At 37.4% G+C, this 16,642-nt stretch carries 15 protein-coding genes; 5 read left to right on the top strand and 10 right to left on the bottom strand.

Annotation, left to right across the window (positions count from 1 at the left end; translation table 11 throughout):
• Nucleotides 1-32 precede the first annotated feature (32 nt).
• On the top strand, nucleotides 33-470 hold the full coding sequence (locus ACM26V_RS01030; RefSeq protein WP_416149610.1) for an RrF2 family transcriptional regulator: 438 nt from the start codon (nucleotides 33-35) through the stop codon (nucleotides 468-470).
• An 84-nt stretch (nucleotides 471-554) separates the two neighbouring features.
• On the opposite strand, the gene ACM26V_RS01025 is transcribed toward ACM26V_RS01030, so the two are convergent.
• The 5 genes from ACM26V_RS01025 to ACM26V_RS01005 form a co-directional block, all read right to left on the bottom strand.
• On the bottom strand, nucleotides 555-908 hold the full coding sequence (locus ACM26V_RS01025; protein WP_416151759.1) for a putative zinc-binding protein: 354 nt from the start codon (nucleotides 906-908) through the stop codon (nucleotides 555-557).
• A 213-nt stretch (nucleotides 909-1,121) separates the two neighbouring features.
• Complete coding sequence (locus ACM26V_RS01020) at nucleotides 1,122-1,667, bottom strand: NADPH-dependent FMN reductase (protein WP_416149609.1); 546 nt, start codon at nucleotides 1,665-1,667, stop codon at nucleotides 1,122-1,124.
• A gap of 439 nt (nucleotides 1,668-2,106) precedes the next feature.
• Nucleotides 2,107-2,832, bottom strand: a complete 726-nt coding sequence (locus tag ACM26V_RS01015; RefSeq protein WP_416149608.1) for a class D sortase — start codon at nucleotides 2,830-2,832, stop codon at nucleotides 2,107-2,109.
• A gap of 24 nt (nucleotides 2,833-2,856) precedes the next feature.
• Nucleotides 2,857-4,560 (bottom strand): choice-of-anchor L domain-containing protein, encoded by a 1,704-nt coding sequence (locus tag ACM26V_RS01010; protein WP_416149607.1) that lies wholly within the window; start codon nucleotides 4,558-4,560, stop codon nucleotides 2,857-2,859.
• Nucleotides 4,561-4,867: 307 nt separating this feature from the next.
• Nucleotides 4,868-5,875: a DUF3231 family protein gene (locus ACM26V_RS01005; protein ID WP_416149606.1), complete on the bottom strand. Its 1,008-nt coding sequence runs from the start codon at nucleotides 5,873-5,875 to the stop codon at nucleotides 4,868-4,870.
• A 338-nt stretch (nucleotides 5,876-6,213) separates the two neighbouring features.
• On the opposite strand from ACM26V_RS01005, the gene ACM26V_RS01000 reads away from it, so the two are divergent.
• Together ACM26V_RS01000 and ACM26V_RS00995 are read left to right on the top strand one after the other, a co-directional pair.
• Nucleotides 6,214-7,050 (top strand): YihY/virulence factor BrkB family protein, encoded by an 837-nt coding sequence (locus ACM26V_RS01000; protein ID WP_416149605.1) that lies wholly within the window; start codon nucleotides 6,214-6,216, stop codon nucleotides 7,048-7,050.
• Nucleotides 7,051-7,084: 34 nt separating this feature from the next.
• On the top strand, nucleotides 7,085-7,807 hold the full coding sequence (locus ACM26V_RS00995) for a polyphosphate kinase 2 family protein (RefSeq protein ID WP_416149604.1): 723 nt from the start codon (nucleotides 7,085-7,087) through the stop codon (nucleotides 7,805-7,807).
• Nucleotides 7,808-8,030: 223 nt separating this feature from the next.
• Here the strand turns inward: ACM26V_RS00995 and ACM26V_RS00990 are convergent, their stop codons facing one another.
• From ACM26V_RS00990 to ACM26V_RS00970, 5 genes are all read right to left on the bottom strand, one after another.
• The gene (locus tag ACM26V_RS00990) at nucleotides 8,031-9,851 is read right to left on the bottom strand and encodes an aldehyde ferredoxin oxidoreductase family protein (RefSeq protein ID WP_416149603.1); all 1,821 of its coding nucleotides are present in this window, start codon (nucleotides 9,849-9,851) and stop codon (nucleotides 8,031-8,033) included.
• Between the two features lie 201 nt (nucleotides 9,852-10,052).
• Nucleotides 10,053-11,903 (bottom strand): asparagine synthase (glutamine-hydrolyzing), encoded by a 1,851-nt coding sequence (gene asnB / locus ACM26V_RS00985; RefSeq protein ID WP_416149602.1) that lies wholly within the window; start codon nucleotides 11,901-11,903, stop codon nucleotides 10,053-10,055.
• Between the two features lie 274 nt (nucleotides 11,904-12,177).
• Nucleotides 12,178-12,648 (bottom strand): low molecular weight protein-tyrosine-phosphatase, encoded by a 471-nt coding sequence (locus ACM26V_RS00980; RefSeq protein ID WP_416149601.1) that lies wholly within the window; start codon nucleotides 12,646-12,648, stop codon nucleotides 12,178-12,180.
• A gap of 97 nt (nucleotides 12,649-12,745) precedes the next feature.
• The gene (locus ACM26V_RS00975) at nucleotides 12,746-13,033 is read right to left on the bottom strand and encodes a hypothetical protein (RefSeq protein WP_416149600.1); all 288 of its coding nucleotides are present in this window, start codon (nucleotides 13,031-13,033) and stop codon (nucleotides 12,746-12,748) included.
• 252 nt (nucleotides 13,034-13,285) lie between these two features.
• Nucleotides 13,286-14,083: an SDR family NAD(P)-dependent oxidoreductase gene (locus tag ACM26V_RS00970; protein ID WP_416149599.1), complete on the bottom strand. Its 798-nt coding sequence runs from the start codon at nucleotides 14,081-14,083 to the stop codon at nucleotides 13,286-13,288.
• Between the two features lie 212 nt (nucleotides 14,084-14,295).
• Here ACM26V_RS00970 and proC point away from each other — a divergent pair, with 212 nt between their 5' ends.
• Complete coding sequence (gene proC / locus ACM26V_RS00965; protein ID WP_416149598.1) at nucleotides 14,296-15,147, top strand: pyrroline-5-carboxylate reductase; 852 nt, start codon at nucleotides 14,296-14,298, stop codon at nucleotides 15,145-15,147.
• 181 nt (nucleotides 15,148-15,328) lie between these two features.
• A complete protein-coding gene (locus ACM26V_RS00960) occupies nucleotides 15,329-16,642 on the top strand; it encodes a phytoene desaturase family protein (protein ID WP_416149597.1) in 1,314 nt (437 codons plus the stop codon).

The following is a 16,642-nucleotide window of genomic DNA, read 5'->3' as shown; positions in this document are numbered from 1 at the left end:
TTGGTTATAATATTAAGAGAAGGAGAATGGATATGGAATTAACTACTTATACAGACTACACGTTACGTGTCCTTATTTATTTAGGCATTCAACCTGAACACAAACGGTCAAACATAAAAGAGATTTCTAATTTATACAACATATCTTTTAATCATTTAAGTAAAGTTGTATATGAACTTGGCAAGTTAGGAATTATTAAAACAACTCGGGGGCGTAATGGGGGAATTACGCTCGTTAAAAACCCTACAGAAATAAATATTGGTTCATTGGTACGTCATACAGAGAGTCCGATTAATATGGTTGAATGTTTTGATGAAGAAAATAATATGTGTAGAATAAGTTCAGGTTGTCGTTTAAAAGGAGTTCTGAAAGAGGCCCTTGAAGCGTACTTGCAAGTGCTAGATTCGTATACTTTAAATGATGTCATAGGTAACAAAGAAAATTTACAAGATCTTCTTATTAAAAATTAGTAGCACGTTCAGGAGATCGAATGAAAATAAGAAAACGACTACCTTTAGGATAGTCGTTACCTAGTCGACTTTACATAAATTAGTTTAAATCTGTTCTAAAATCTGCTTATATGCAGTCGTGTAATGGTTGGTATTTGGATCTTCCCCAATGATTTTTGGTACGTCAAAATCAGACAGTACAAAATGATGCTCCGGTTCAACTTGATGCCTCGCTAAACAACTTTTGCTACAAGACAAGGCGCAACCATCTATCGCAATAATCTCCCTCCCCGATTTTGCCGTTCTGACAAGTGGTTTGACATCACCTCCGACCCCAGCAATGCAAGACATCTCGGCAATTTTTTCTCGGTCCATTTTTATAGCTATCATATTAGCGGTTTGTGCTGCCGAGGAACAACCAGAACATGAATAGACAAGAGGCAAATCATTTTTCTTAATCATTATGTTCTCCTTCCTACTCGTTTGAATTAAAGTGGTTACCCATATCTTCAAAAACGTTATACTCATTTTAAACGATGGAAACACGAAAAGCTGTGCGATAAATCACCAATCAATAAAATATTTTCTTCCAGTAACGATTTATTAACTTTTAATAGACAGAAAAAGCCATCCAGCTTTTTTACAAGATGGATGGCTTTTCACCATTATTTATTAACTACGAACTGATTTTAATGCAGTAGACCAATTATTAACTTGATCTAACATTCCGTTCACATTTTCAAGATGTAACTCAGCGGGTTTGAAATCAGTACCATTTTCAAAGTCTGTAAACAAAGATAATGTTGGATGAACACGAACATCTGCCACTTGTACTTCACCTAAAATTCCTCTTAGATGCTCAACTGCACGAGCACCACCAGTGGATCCATAGCTTACAAATCCAGCAGCTTTATTGTTCCATTGTGGACCTGCTGTATCAATTGCATTTTTCAATGCTCCGGAAATACTATGGTTGTATTCTTGAACGATAAATACAAATCCGTCTAAGCTATCAAGTTTGTCATGCCATTGTTTAATTCCTGGCTCTTCGCCGCTCGTTGTAAAAACAAATGGTAAATCGAAGTCTGCAATATCCACGATTTCATAGTTTGCATCTCCTCGACCATCAGCAATTCCTTTAACCCATTCTCCTACTTGTGGACTTACTCTTCCTTGTCGTGTACTTCCTAAAATAATCCCAATGTTTAATTTTGTCATTGTTTGTTCCTCCTCCGTTTTTGTGTGACCAAATATTTTCTTTATTAAACTCATCTCTTGACACCTTCTCTTTCTTTTCTATGATGGATTTTCCCCACTAGAAAAGAATATTTTTTTACGCTGTTTCTTGTTTAGAGAATGCAATCAAATAAATAATCTGCTTTTATCTCTAATATAGATATTACCATACAATATATTACGAATTCAAGATATTTAACTTTATTTTTGTAAGTTGTTTATTTTTTTATATAAAACACACATGTTATTTTCCTAAAACTGTTGAATTAGCCTACATAGTAGCTTTTGAATCACCGGATGCATAAATAAGACCATTTGACGTGCATAGATCATACACTCCAAATGGTCTACCCTTTCAAATATTCTTACACTTACTAGCAGGCTGTCCTTCTTCAAGAAACAGTCTACCTTACCCGGTCTCTTAACCGATACTTTCACCATTTGCTTCGATTAATTTCCCTGTTAATATATACCGTTCTGGCGCTGCTCCAATGAAATCAAATGGATAACAAGTAACCAACGTGAGTATTGGCTCATCATAAGGGACAATAACCGTTCGATCATCTTCATCGACAATACGTTCTTCAAAGATTTCATAAACAAAATATCCTGCTTGCGTCTCAATTTCAATTTGATCACCAGCACCCACTTGCCCAAGTGATTGGAAAACAGTATCACGGTGCCCAGCTAGAACTGTGTTGTCATTTTCACCTGGTAAGACACTACCGATAAAATGACCAACACCACGATCTAATTCATCATCATCTGATCCGTGAATGATCGGCAATTCTCTATTTAACTTTGGTATATATATTTTGCCAATAACTTCTCCACGTTCAGGTCGTTTTTCATAGATTGGAAGAAAACCATCTTCTTGAGCAGCTTTACTATTAACTAGATTCTCTTCCTTCTTACTATAACTTTTACGATCTCGTTGACTTTTTTTTTCTTCTACATCTTCTTGAAAAAGATCGTCAATCTCAAGGTTGTCCTGATTGCTTAATTCAATTTTTTCATTCCATTCGTCTAAAGATTCCTCTACATTACTTGCGCCTAAATAAATATGAGAAGCTGATGAAATGATAACGATGAGCGAGACAAAGAAAATGCTTGCTATTATCCAGTTAATTTTTGGATTTTTTGTCACTATTTTCTCCTCACTTTTCTTATTTTAATTAATTTGCAACCTTTTTCTCATTCGATGCACCATGACAATTCCAGAAACAAAAAATGTTAAGGTACTTAGAACTAAAACGTTATACCACGGACTAGACGTCACAGGTAGTTTCCCACCGACAACAGTTTCAGGCTCTCGCTCACCTTTTTCTTCTTTTTTGCCATTCTGTTGCTTTTCAACTACTACTACTTCTTCTATCTTTTCATAACATTCAAGGTCATGTGTAGCACTAGCAAATTTAAAGCTATAAGTATTTTCTCCAGAGTCACCATTTTCTTCATTCTCTACTTCTCCATTTTCCTCGGAATCACCATTCTCTCCGTTATCTTCTTCTCCGTTTTCCTCAGAGTCACCATTCTCTCCGTTATCTTCTTCTCCGTTTCCTACGGAGTCAACAATCTCTTCGTTCTCTTCTTTTCCGTTTTCCTCAGAGTCACCATTCTCTCCGTTATCTTCTTCTCCGTTTCCTACGGAGTCAACAATCTCTTCGTTATCTTCTTCTCCGTTTTCCTCAGAGTCACCATTCTCTCCGTTATCTTCTTCTCCGTATTCACTATCAGCTAAAAGTACAGCTTTTTCATTTTCAGCGTTTTTCTCTTTGCTTACAGGTTTCGCTACAATTTCCGAAAATGGGAACTCAAGATGAATCGTATCTCCCAAATCAGTAGAAGTAGTAATCATCGTTTCGCCTGGTTCAGCGACAGTCATTCCTATCGCATCTTCAGAATTAAGACCCCATTTCACTTCAATATCTTCATCATTAGGGTTGTTAATTACCCATCCATAGACTCCTTTTTCTTCTGTACATACAGGTTCAATGGTCAAATCCTCATCCGCAACTGTACAATCACCTGATAGACATTCTCCAAACGGAAACGTCGGTGGGGCCTTTTGGTCTGTAAAACTTCCCGCTCTAATAAATACATTCGAATCATATTGTCTGTCAACTACATCCGCTATCGCCATTTTAATAGTATTCACCTCTCCTGCAGCAACTTCTGCTTCAACAGTAAGAACTACAGTAAGCCCGTCCATCTCAGTGTTAATTGTTGCTGGACCGGGATCTGATCGCGAGTTATTTCTGAAGTATTCAGGATTTGAAGCATCTGTCCCGTACGGATTACCTCCATTAACATTGTTAATGGAAACAGGAATATCTGTTCCAGGAATCAATGCTTCGTTTTCTCCATTTATATAAAAACCAAAAACATCATTAAAATTAGAGTTAACATATTGATTATATTCATCAGATGCAAATACATATTCAAAGGTTATATAATCAGTCTGAGGTATAAATTCGAATTCAAGAACTGTAGCATCTAAAGTGTTCCCAGGAATTAATTCATCTAGATCAGGATCCCCATCTAAACCTGTTGTATATGAGATTGAATTGGATGTATTCGGCCCGACGACATTATGTACGGAACCAGTGCTCAAAATAACACCCTGATCAAAGCCAATAATGCCATCACCTCCCGTAAAATAACCTGCTGATTCTTCGACATTAATTAGATTGATATCAACAACCTCAACACTACCACCTAGTAAACTCTCAACCAATTGTTCAGCATTAACTTCAGCCATGTCTGTCACAATAAGTCCATTTTCTTCAGAACTTGCTGCCATTGGTATCGCTAGTGTTAACACAAGTAAAAAGATCAAAGCCCCTACAGTTTTCCATTTCTTTTTAAACAACATATACTCTTCCTCCTATTTGGTTTTTTGTACTCTAATTAAGACTAGCACCGTGGTAAAAACTAGAGTACTATACTAACGTATACGTTTTTGGATTTGATTAACAAAATGTCTAAATACATGATAATCCTTTATTTTTCGACAAAACTAGATCAATTTGGACTACTACTTTAATGAATAAAAAATTGCTCGATAAACGAAAAAAGACTAACCAATATTGCTATACATATTGGTTAGTCTTTCACAGTTCTATATTTTCGTACAACGACACTTTAATAATGACATCGAGCAGATCCTCTTCCATTTACTATTACTTTTTTACTAACTCATCCCGATCCAATGAACGTGGTGGTTCTTCCATCCACCCGTGTTTAATCAAAATTCTAGCGCCCTCATCAGCATATTTCATAATTTCCACACTTAGCCTCGTGTACATAAGGCCAATATCCCTTCTTGGACTCATCGCTAGGCTACTTCCATAGTATCCAATACTAACGGCAATTAAGACTGTAGTGTAATACATCATTTTCCTATCAGAAAACGTATAGGACGTTGAATCTGTCACTTCTGCCCCCAGCATCGTTGGACATGGTAGATCATTGTCTTTTAAAAGATCCCCAAAAATTTCACAATGTTTTTCCGCAATTTTTTTGCCTTTCACAATATAATCAACGACATCCTTATTTTCTGCAACCTGACTATATCCAATCATCGTCGCTGCCCCTAAAGCATTTCTTTTAAAATTTGTATATAAGTTTGTAATTTCTGTACTGATTAGAGGTCTTTTATCTGTGAAAAAGCCAGCAAGGAAACTTTTATCCTCCACATAATCAATATTCTCAGGTATTGAAAGATTTGGGGATTTAACATACAGTCCCTTTGCTAATAATAATTCATTCGATTTCTTAATTATTTCATCCGATTCACTTAGACAATTACTAAAAAAAGTATATACATCTTCTCTAAGTGCTGTAGACAAAGCTACACTATATGCATTCAGGCCCATTCTCCCAAATTCATTAACAGAATTTAAAGCATATTCGTCAGAAAACAATCGAGGCGCATCGACATCGACATCTTCGTCTAATTTGAATCCATGCGGGATAGGAAAATTTTCTTTATTGAATATCTCTATTAATTTTTCAATATGTGACTGTGAAATATTCAAAACATCTTGTAACAGGGTTTTAATTTCTTCATCTTCAACAATATTAAGTTCATGGACTAAATGACAAATGCCCCCACTATCATTCATATATGTCGTCCACAAATGACTAATTTCAGCAGATGACAATTTAATAACTTCTTCCGCATTCATAAAATACTCCTTTCTGTATGTACTTAATATATGTTCCTTAATATGTCCAGAATAACCCTGTATTATGAATTCAAATTACATATATGTATAAGAATATATCTTGAACGCATCATCGAAAAGAATATTTCTGATTGTTCTCTAAACGAGTTTCTTGTATTAGTTAAGTTATCGTTTTACTCACAATTTTTTCCTTATTCCTGTTATAATCATTACAACAAAGTGTCGTTATTAGAAGTCACTTTCATTTTTTAGGACTTATCTTACATAAACTACTTCCACTATTACAGTATGTCTAAATAAAATTCATTTAATAATATTAAATTTCTGGGGTGGTTTTAATGAAAAAGTTGGTCTGGTATCTAAAAGAATTAATGAAGGAATTCTCAAAGGATAATGTCCCCCTCCTGGCGGCAGCACAAGCATATTATTATTTGTTGTCTTTAATTCCTTTACTTATTTTACTATTAGCGATTCTTCCTTATTTAAACATTAATACAGACACCGCTATTCAGGCAATTGAAGCGATCATGCCCGGAGAGTTAGGAGAAATTTTCCAAGAACAAATAGTCAGTATACTTACGGTGCCTCAAGGTGGACTTCTGACGGTGGGTATCATAGCCACTATTTGGACAGCATCAAATGGAATGAATGCGTTCATTAAAGCACAAAATGAAGCCTACAATGTAACAGAAATACGATCTTTTTGGAAAGCTCGATTAGTATCAACCGGTTTGACTCTCGGTTTGATTGTTGCGATGATTATCGCATTAATACTTCCAGTATTCGGAAATGCAATTATTGCATTTGTTGATTCTATCGTTACACTCCCAGAAGAAACGGAAATCCTTTTCCAGATTCTTCGCTGGACCGTGAGTATTGTGATCATAGCTACGGTGGTTGCATCGCTTTATTATATTGCACCTAATATAAAAATTCCATTTAAATATGCCTTGCCTGGCGCCGCATTTACTACGATTGCATGGCAACTGATGTCTTTAGGCTTTTCTATATACATTAGTAATTTCGCCAGTTATTCCGAGACATACGGAAGTCTTGGTGGCGTTGTTATCTTAATGGTCTGGTTCTTCCTTATTGGAAACATTCTTGTTATTGGTGCAGAAATCAACGCCATCCATTACCGTGCAAAAAAAGGTTCAACTCCCGGTCAAGATTAAAGAAAATCCAATAATAAACTAAGAGGTGATGCCAGTGAGTAAGCTATTAGAATCCGTTGATTTATCAAAGAGAATTGAGTCAAAATCAGAATATAAGAAGAGGTTGAAGAAAGCGCAGAAGGAGTTATTATATTTACAACAAAACATTTTCGAGAAAGAAATTCCTTGTGTATTTGTGTTTGAAGGGTGGGATGCTGCAGGTAAAGGTGGTGCCATTAAAAGAATAACGAGAAAAATTGATCCACGTGGTTTTCAAGTTCATCCGATCGGTGCTCCGACATCTGAAGAACATGACTATCATTATTTGCACCGTTTTTGGAACCGTCTCCCTGCTAAAGGTCAAATTGCTTTGTTTGATCGTTCTTGGTACGGAAGAGTTTTAGTCGAAAGAGTCGAAGGGTTTGCGTCTAATGAAGAATGGTTGCGAGCCTATGATGAAATAAACCAGTTTGAAAAGCTATTACATGATGATGGGCATATCATTCATAAATTTTGGTTCCACATTAGTAAAGATGAGCAATATGAACGTTTTATTGAACGTCAAGAGCATTATCTAAAGCAATGGAAACTGACAGATGATGATTGGCGAAACCGTGAGAAGTGGGATCAGTATGAAGTTGCAGTGGAAGACATGTTACAAAAAACATCTATCCCCCATGCTCCATGGACGATCATAGAAGGAAATGACAAAAGGTATGCCCGTGTCAAAACACAAAACACAATGATAGACACGATAAAATCTCATTTACAAAAATGATGCATATAATGGCACATAGTGTTTTCAGGTCTTTCTCAAAGATCTTTTATAGCTATTCGCTTTATTTTGAGTCGAAAAGTGAAAAACGAATTTCCCTGTTTTTATCACCTCAATCCCTTACAAAAGTGCCCTCTCTGCAAGTTTCACGAGCAGAGAGGTCTTTTATCCATTGTGTCTAGTTAATATATCTAATCCGAAGCAAAAAGAAAATTCTATCCCTCTCCTACGCACCAACAGTTGAAATATTTAACTCTTTTAATTTCTCTGGTGGAACGACGCCGTCTTCCCAACCACGAACCTGATAGTATTCAATCAGCATTTCTGGTAGATGAGAAACAGATCCTTTTGAGTTTCCACCTGCTTTTTCATTCAAGAAACGCTCGGGTAGGCTATCATCTTTACCAACAAACCCAGCCTTGTTGTTGAAATACCGTTCTATATTGTAGACACGCTCACCAATTTTCATGATGTCATCGGCATTCAGTTCAATGCCTACAACTGCGGTATATTGCTCCGCATATAGATCAGCATTTTCTGAAAACGCGGAGAATTTACAAAGATCTAATGAATCAGAAAAAGCATGAAGGTCTTGGAATGTTTTCAACAATCCTCCTTTGCCTTCTACAGCTAATCGATCGACTGGTTCTGGAAGTCCTGCAATCTCTGCTGATACCGAATAACCTCTTAAATGACAGGCGCCTCGATTACTTGTAGCATATCCTAACCCAATTCCTTGAATTCCACGTGGATCATACGCTGGAATCGATTGGTTTTTAGAAACCATCGCTAATTCACCATTTCCAAAGGCAACAGCAGCACGCCCTGGACCTTCTGCAAGAATATCACCAATTCCTTTTCGGTGAATGATTTTTTCAATCCACTCTATCATCGTATCGACATCGCCCCAGTCCAAACGCTCTGTAATAAGCCCTTTCTCATATGCTTCCATTGCGACAGAGAAGCAATGACCGAGTTCAATCGTATCAATACCATATTCGTTACAGCGATCTATCATAAAGGCGACCGCTTCTTTGTTCCCTGATCCACAGTTTGGCCCTAGTGCCCACGCGGATTCAAACTCAAAGCTTTCCACTTTCACCTTATATTTACCTTCTGTCACTTCTACTTCCTTTTTACAGGCCACAGGACATGCATGGCAAGTCGGTTCACCAACAAGCATTTCCGTTCGAACTGTTTCTCCGCTCACTGCTTCAGCATGTTCAGAGACAGTTGTTTGCGAGTTATTCGTTGGTAGTGCACCTGACTCATTAATAATGTTCATTAGCACGTTTGTACCGTAAACAGATAAACCACCTTTATTAGGTGCAGTCAACGCCCCTTCGTTAAGCGCTTTCAAACCAGCTTTTACAGCAGTTTTATATTTATCAGGAAGTGCGGGTTGTGGCATATTCCCTCGTTGTGTTGCTTTAATGACAATTGCTTTGAGATTTTTTGATCCTGCTACAGCACCAGTTCCACCTCTGCCTGCTGCTCGATCATCTTCATTCATCCAACCAGCATAACGGATCAGATTTTCTCCACCTTGTCCAATCGACATCACACTCGTATCTTTCTCACCATATAGATCTTCCAATGCTTTGATGGTAGGCCGTACGCCTTTTCCCCATAATGAACTAGCATCTTTTAATTCTGCTTTTCCATCTTCAACATACAAATATACAGGCTTGTCACTTTTTCCAGTGAAAATTAAGTTATCAAAGCCTGCCCATTTCAACCTTGCTGCTGTCCAACCACCCATGTGAGAATCAGTAACTGTTCCTGTTAATGGTGACCTGGTAACTGTACATAAACGGCCGCTCATATGAATTCTTGTACCAGTCAAAGGTCCTGTCATTACTGCAAGAATGTTTTCCGGTGAAAAAGGCTCAACATCGTAAACTCCATTGTCTACCATGTACTTGACGCCTAATCCCCTTGCACCAACATAGTTGCGCAAATCTTCTTCATTCAACTGGCGATATTCAACTGTACCTTTTGACAAATCAACCCAGGCTTCGTGGTTCCTATAGCCTCCTAGATTCATGAATATACCTCCCCGTTTCGAATTTTACTACAATATATTACATTCGAGAATGGAGATAGAAATTCCTCTATTTTGAAAGTATTTATATTATATTTTTGTAGTATTTAGCAAAACCAGGGAGGTATCCTACGCGACATAACAAGATACGAATTTTTCATGCATTAATCGCGTAGAACGTTAACACTCCCATGAACATTACTATTAAACTGGTAACCGTACATTGTAATCTGTCATCCACATATCAAGCTGAAGCAAGTAAGCAATTAGTTGCGGTCCCGTCATTAGTTGCCCAAAATAAGGCGTTTTAAATGATTCTCCTTCTGTCTCAACCAAAGTTTTTATTTGGTGATAATCCAGCACATCAAACAGTGGGGAGTCTTTTTTATCGACCCTATCTTTCAACGCTGATGTCACCAATTTTCGATAAGTGGGGTGGTGTGTTTTAGGGTAAGGACTTTTCTTTCGATACAGAATATCATCTGGCAGAAGACCTTCTAATGCTTTCCTTAAGATACCTTTCTCTCGCCCGCCTAACATCTTCATCTCCCAAGGGATGTTCCACACATACTCTACTAATCGATGATCAGCAAATGGTACTCGCACTTCTAAACTTTTCCCCATGCTCATGCGATCTTTTCTATCTAAAAGTGTCGGCATAAACCACACCATGTTTGCATAAAACATGCTTCTCCTTTTGGCATCGATTCCTGTTTCTCCTTCTAATTGTGGTACCTCACGTAAGGTTTCCGCATACCGAAACTTGGCATACTCCTTCAATCCTAGTCGGTTCCTCCATTTAACCTGAAGCAAATTTTCTCTTTCACCAACTGAATTCATCCAAGGAAACAGGTCACTGTTTAGCTTCTTTTCATCATGAAACCATGGATATCCACCAAATATTTCATCTGCGCATTCACCTGAAAGGCCAACTGTCGCTTGATTTCGAACTTCTCCACAAAACCACAGTAACGAGGAATCAATATCGGCCATGCCTGGTAAGTCTCTAGCTTTCATTGCATCTCGCAGTAAAAAGGCCAATTGTTCTTGATCTATCACTGCACGATGGTGGTCAGTACCCAAAGTCTCAGACATTACTTTTACCCAAGGAGCATCTTCATTTGGTTGAAATTTATTTTTCTTAAAATACTTCGAATTATCTTCGTAATCAATTGAAAAGGTTTTTAAAGGACCTTCTCCTTTTTCTTCGAAATAAGCTGCAGCAAATCTTGTTATTGCACTAGAATCAAGCCCACCTGATAAAAACGTACAGATAGGAACATCAGCAACAAGCTGTCGTTGCACGGAATCTTTTAAGAGCTCTCGAACATTGGTTGCTGTCTCTTCAATCGAATCATAGTGTGGGAGGCTTTTCACTTGCCAATATCGACGCATGTCTACTTGGTTCTTGGATATCCGCATCCAATGAGCAGCTTTCAACTCCTCCATCCCTTTAAATATGCCGTGACCAGGTGTGCGAGAAGGACTAAGTGCTAGAAGTTCTTGTAAACCCTCATCCTCCAGTTCTCGCTTAACTGCTGGGTGTGCAAGAATCGCTTTTATTTCTGAACTGAATAACCATCCTTCGTCTAAACGATAGAGAAATAATGGCTTAACTCCTAAACGATCTCTTGCTAAAAATAGTTGGTCACTTTGCCCATCCCAAATAGCAAAGGAAAAAATACCATTAAATTTTTCCACACACCCCTCACGCCAACATATATAGGACATTAACAATACTTCCGTGTCGGAATGGGACTGAAATGTATAACCAAGTGATTGAAGTTCTTTACGCAAATCTTCTGTGTTGTACAACTCGCCATTATAACAAATTGTATACTTATGTTGCCCTACAACACGCGTCATTGGTTGCCCTCCACCTTTTGGATCAACAACAGTCAATCTTGTATGACCAAAAACCACGTGGTCATTGGTCCACGTAGTCTGAGCATCTGGCCCTCTTTTCGCCAAGGTATTTGCCATCTTATTTACTATTTTTTCAGATTTTGGATTCATCATTACTTTATAATCAATCCATCCTGTTATTCCACACACAACTCATCCCTCATTTCCATGATTCAAGCAATGTCGATTTGCTTTTTACCATGTTATTCAACTAGGGATGTCCCATATACAAGTAATTTTAATTTAGTCATTTGATCGGAGTACTATATTTATTGTATTACTGAATAAAGATATTCCTCTCTTGTAGATATATTAATTCTTGATAACAAAACGACTAAATCAATATGATTTAGTCGTTTTGTGGTACTGTTCGAATTTCTATCGCAAGATAAGTGGATGGTTTCTCAACACTCATAGCAATGATTTAGATGTTTTTCTGTTCTCTTATGTAACTTAGTAATTTTTCACACCCTACATCAACTAAATCATATACTTCAACAAAATTTCCTGTAAAGTATGGGTCTGGCACGTCCTCCGTTTTCACATCAGGAACAAAATCTAATAAACGATGAATTTCTCCGGATGGTTTTTCGTTTTTAAGACGATGAAGGTTTCCTAAATTTGATGCATCCATAGCAATTATGTAATCGAAGTTCTCCAAATCGGTCTTCTCTACTTGTCTCGCTGATAATTGTTCGTGATCAACATGATATTTCTCCAAAATTTCTATCGTTCCCTCATGTGGGCGTTTCCCCACGTGCCAATTTCCCGTTCCTGCAGAATCGACTTCGACCTGATCGGTCAAACCTGCTTTCGTTATTCTATCGCGAAAAATCGCCTCTGCCATTGGTGATCGGCATATATTTCCTAAACAAACAAATAAAACGTTAATCAAAACAGTTCTCCCCTTTTTTTAACTCGTTACCGTTATTATAGACTAGAAATCAACAAAGAAAAACCTCTTGATTTAACCAAGAGGTTTTAGTTCTATATTATTGTAGAAGTTCGCTATGGTTTAAGCGGATATCTTTAACTATTGCTTCAATGGTAGGAAATGTTTCGTCTACTAAATAGGTTTTTACATTTTTTAATGACACGGATGATTCTGGATCACCACGCAAAATTTGAACTCGCTCTTCTGGGTCACATTCAATTTCTTCTACGTTTTGACCTTCACAATGACAATCAACATTATCAAAGCGCTCATACACTACAAAAGTACTCTCATTTGTCTCTTCCGTCAACAGTTCTCTTGTCTCTACTAAGTCTTTTACGATCATCGTAAAAACTTCCTCTCTTTTAATGGTATTCTTATTAAAAACAAATGCATAACTAATCTGAATTACAATTATAAGTATACACTAATTCCATCACTTTTCTGTAAATCCTATGTGAACATTCCGTTACATTCCTATAATTTTATTGAAGAATAATCCTGTTATATCAAGGTTTTTACCTAACTTCGTATATGACGATATAATATAGGCCTTACATTCACAAGAAAATTATATTCTAAGTCAAAAATAACTTTATTATTTTTGACTTAGTTGTTTTCCTGCTATTTTTTCGACGATAATTGGAAAGACTTGATACAACGTTGCGCTTATCCCCATCCATAACGGTAAATTCAACTCTCTTTTCGGCTTTCTAATCAACCTTACAATTTTCTTAGCGACGACATCAGCTTCAAGCATCATTTTTGCCATTCTTTTTTCATATTGACCAGTTTCATCTGCAATCGCGAAAAACTCCGTACGAATCGGACCTGGATTAACTACACTAATATGTATCGGGTCATTATGAAACTCCAACCTCAGACCATTTGCAAAACCTAATACCGCATGCTTCGTTGCTGCATATACACTCGCCTTTGCAGTAGCAATTTTTGCCGCTTGGGAAGCAACAAAGATGATGTGACCAGATCGATCTTTTATCATATAAGGAAGCACTTCTTTTGTACAAGCAATCGTACCAAGAACATTCACTTGAAACATCGCTTCAGCCTCTTCCATCGAAGCATCAATCACATAATCAAACACCCCAAATCCTGCATTATTAATCAGTGTCGTAATCTGCCCATACTCTTTGTAAATCGTTTCAAACGTATCTTTCACTTCTTTTAAGTCAGTAACATCCATTCGATAGTATGGTGCCTCTACACCTGTGTTGTTACAAATTTGCTCGGATATCTCTTTTAGTTTTTCTATTGAACGAGCTAACAAAATTGGTGTTGCCCCTTTTTCAGCAACCTCCAAAGCCATTTCTCTCCCAATCCCGCTTGATGCCCCTGTAATAACTACTCGTTCCTTCGTCCATATTGTTCTTGACATAAAGAAACACCCTTTCTTTATCAAAATTATGATATCTTCATTATATATCGTTAGCCATTATATCGTCCAAGGCCCCCTAATTAATACAGTTGACAATTTCCATATCCACGCTCATACTGGTAGAAATTTCAACATCAAATGTAAGATTGGCAGAGTCACTTTATAAGACTCTCTATTTTCTTAGTCATTATCAATGAAAAGGTGGGAAAACAATGAATATGAACGTAACAATGATTGGTGCAGGTTCTATGGCTGAAGCTTTAATCACTGGCTGGTTAAAAAGTAAAAAGCTCCTCCCTGAAAATATTATGGTAACAAACCATAGCAATGACCTTCGGTTGCAAGAGCTTGTTAACACATTTGGTGTTCAAACTTCACGCGACCAACAGACCTTAACTGAACACGCCCACCTGTTTATTCTTGCCTGCAAACCTAAAGACTGGGAAAGTGCACTACATAGATTTAAAGATACGATTGAAAAAAATGTCCCACTAGTTTCAGTGATGGCTGGTGTCACAACAGAAAGCATGGAAAACTATTTCCCATCTATTGATGTCCCTGTTATCCGTACAATTCCAAATACTTCTGCAATTGTTAATGCGTCAATGACCCCTTTCGCAATCGGAAAATGGGTCACCCAAACACAAAGAAACATCATCGAGCAACTTTTTCAATTAGTTGGTGAAACTGCAGAAGTTCCTGAAGAACAAATGGATGCGATGACTGCTTTGACTGGTACAGGACCGGCTTATATTTATTATTTAATGGAATCAATGGAAATCGCTGCAGGCAAAATTGGCATAGAAAAACATTTAGCACGGGATTTAGTTGCGCAAACATTACTCGGAGCAAGCGTCCGAGTGCAAAAGAAAGAATTATCTCCAGCAATGCTTTATCAACAAATCATGAGTCCTGGTGGGACAACAGAAGCAGGTTTTGAAGTACTGCAAGAGCAAGGGCTACAAAAAACGATGATTGAATGTATTCAACGAGCTCACGAACGTTCAAAGGAGTTAGGTGAGAGCACTGGAATTGTCAAAACCAATAGAAACACGAATGCGTAATCTTCGTTTATTCCTCTCTAATATACGAGAAAGAATTAGAGGGAGAGTTCCGCTCTCGCCTCAATCTCCCCCTTTTAAAGCACTCCATTGTAAGATATAATTGATAACATCATAACTACAGTGAATACTAACCGAATGATAAACTTAGAAGAGTGTTTTACATACATAGGAGGTATCATCAATGAAAACGAATCAATACGATGTTGTCGTCGTTGGAGGTGGATTGGCTGGCCTGTCATCCGCGGCGTATTTAGCACATCAGGGCAAGAAAGTTGTACTCCTTGAAAGAGGTAAACTTGGAGGACGTGCGATGACGATACAACTAAAAGGGTATCAATTCAACTTTGGCGCCCATGCCATCTATGCTAGGGACACCTCTTATTTAACAAAAATAGAAGAAGAGCTAAACCTTGATATACAATGGGAAGACTACACCCAACTTAAAGCAAAATATGATATGGGGGAAGATACTTCTGTTATCCCAACCAATGTTGGCGGATTATTACAAACGAAATTACTTAAAGGTATGGATAAATTTAGATTTGCCTATCATATGTTATTTACAACTCTTGGATTTGAAAAAGGTGACCCCAATTTATCTATTCAAGAATGGATTGACCTTCGAAAAATCAGTCCCGCAGTAAGAGAAATGATGTTGAACTTAGCAACATCTAACTTTTTTTCTGGAGACCCTAATAGCATTCCATCTGATGTTTTTTTTAGTTATTACAAAAGATTATTCAGAACAAGCATCCCTGTTAGCTTTATTCAAGGCGGATGGAAAGTATTAATTGACGAATTAAAACGTGTCATCAAAGAAAATGGCGGAGAAATTATTGAAAAGACAAAAGTTTCAGCTATTGTAACAGACAAAAATCTCGTGTCTCAAGTCCAAACGAAAAAGCACTCTTTTTCTGCGAATCAATTTATCTTTGCGATTCCGCCCGAAGAACTGCAAAAGTTATTTCTAGAATCTCCAATCAAAGCTGATTTAGATCGTTATACAGATTACGAACCTACATATGTCATGTTTTATGATATTGGCCTAAAAAAACGGATTGAGTCTGACTACACATATATTTTTGACAGAGATCGACAAATTTTCATAACCGATATTTCCTACTACGACATGGAAGCAGCACCTCCAGGAGGACAATTGCTTCAAGCAGTAGGTTATCTACGTCAAGATGAAATCAATGATCCAGATGCTCATGAAAGAATTATCTTGCGGATGGAACAGTTCTACGATAAACACTTTGACGGTTGGCGAAAACAGTTGAGCATTCCTAGAGCATCGAAGAAACCAGTTTTACAAGCTGTTCGGTGGTCGATGAACCAACGAGGCTTACCAACTCATTTCGCAAAATTACCGAATGCCTATTTTGCAGGTGATTGGTGCCAAGGCACAGGACAATTATCTGAGTTATCATTTTCAAGTGCATATGAGGTATCACAAAAAATCTTATTAAATGATAAAGCAACGAATGGAGCCTGA

This window comes from Salipaludibacillus sp. HK11 (genome assembly GCF_047795645.1).
In the GTDB taxonomy this organism is placed as follows: domain Bacteria; phylum Bacillota; class Bacilli; order Bacillales; family Salisediminibacteriaceae; genus Salipaludibacillus.
The sequence above is the reverse complement of the archived record's forward strand: the minus strand, read 5'-3'. Positions and strand labels throughout refer to the sequence as shown.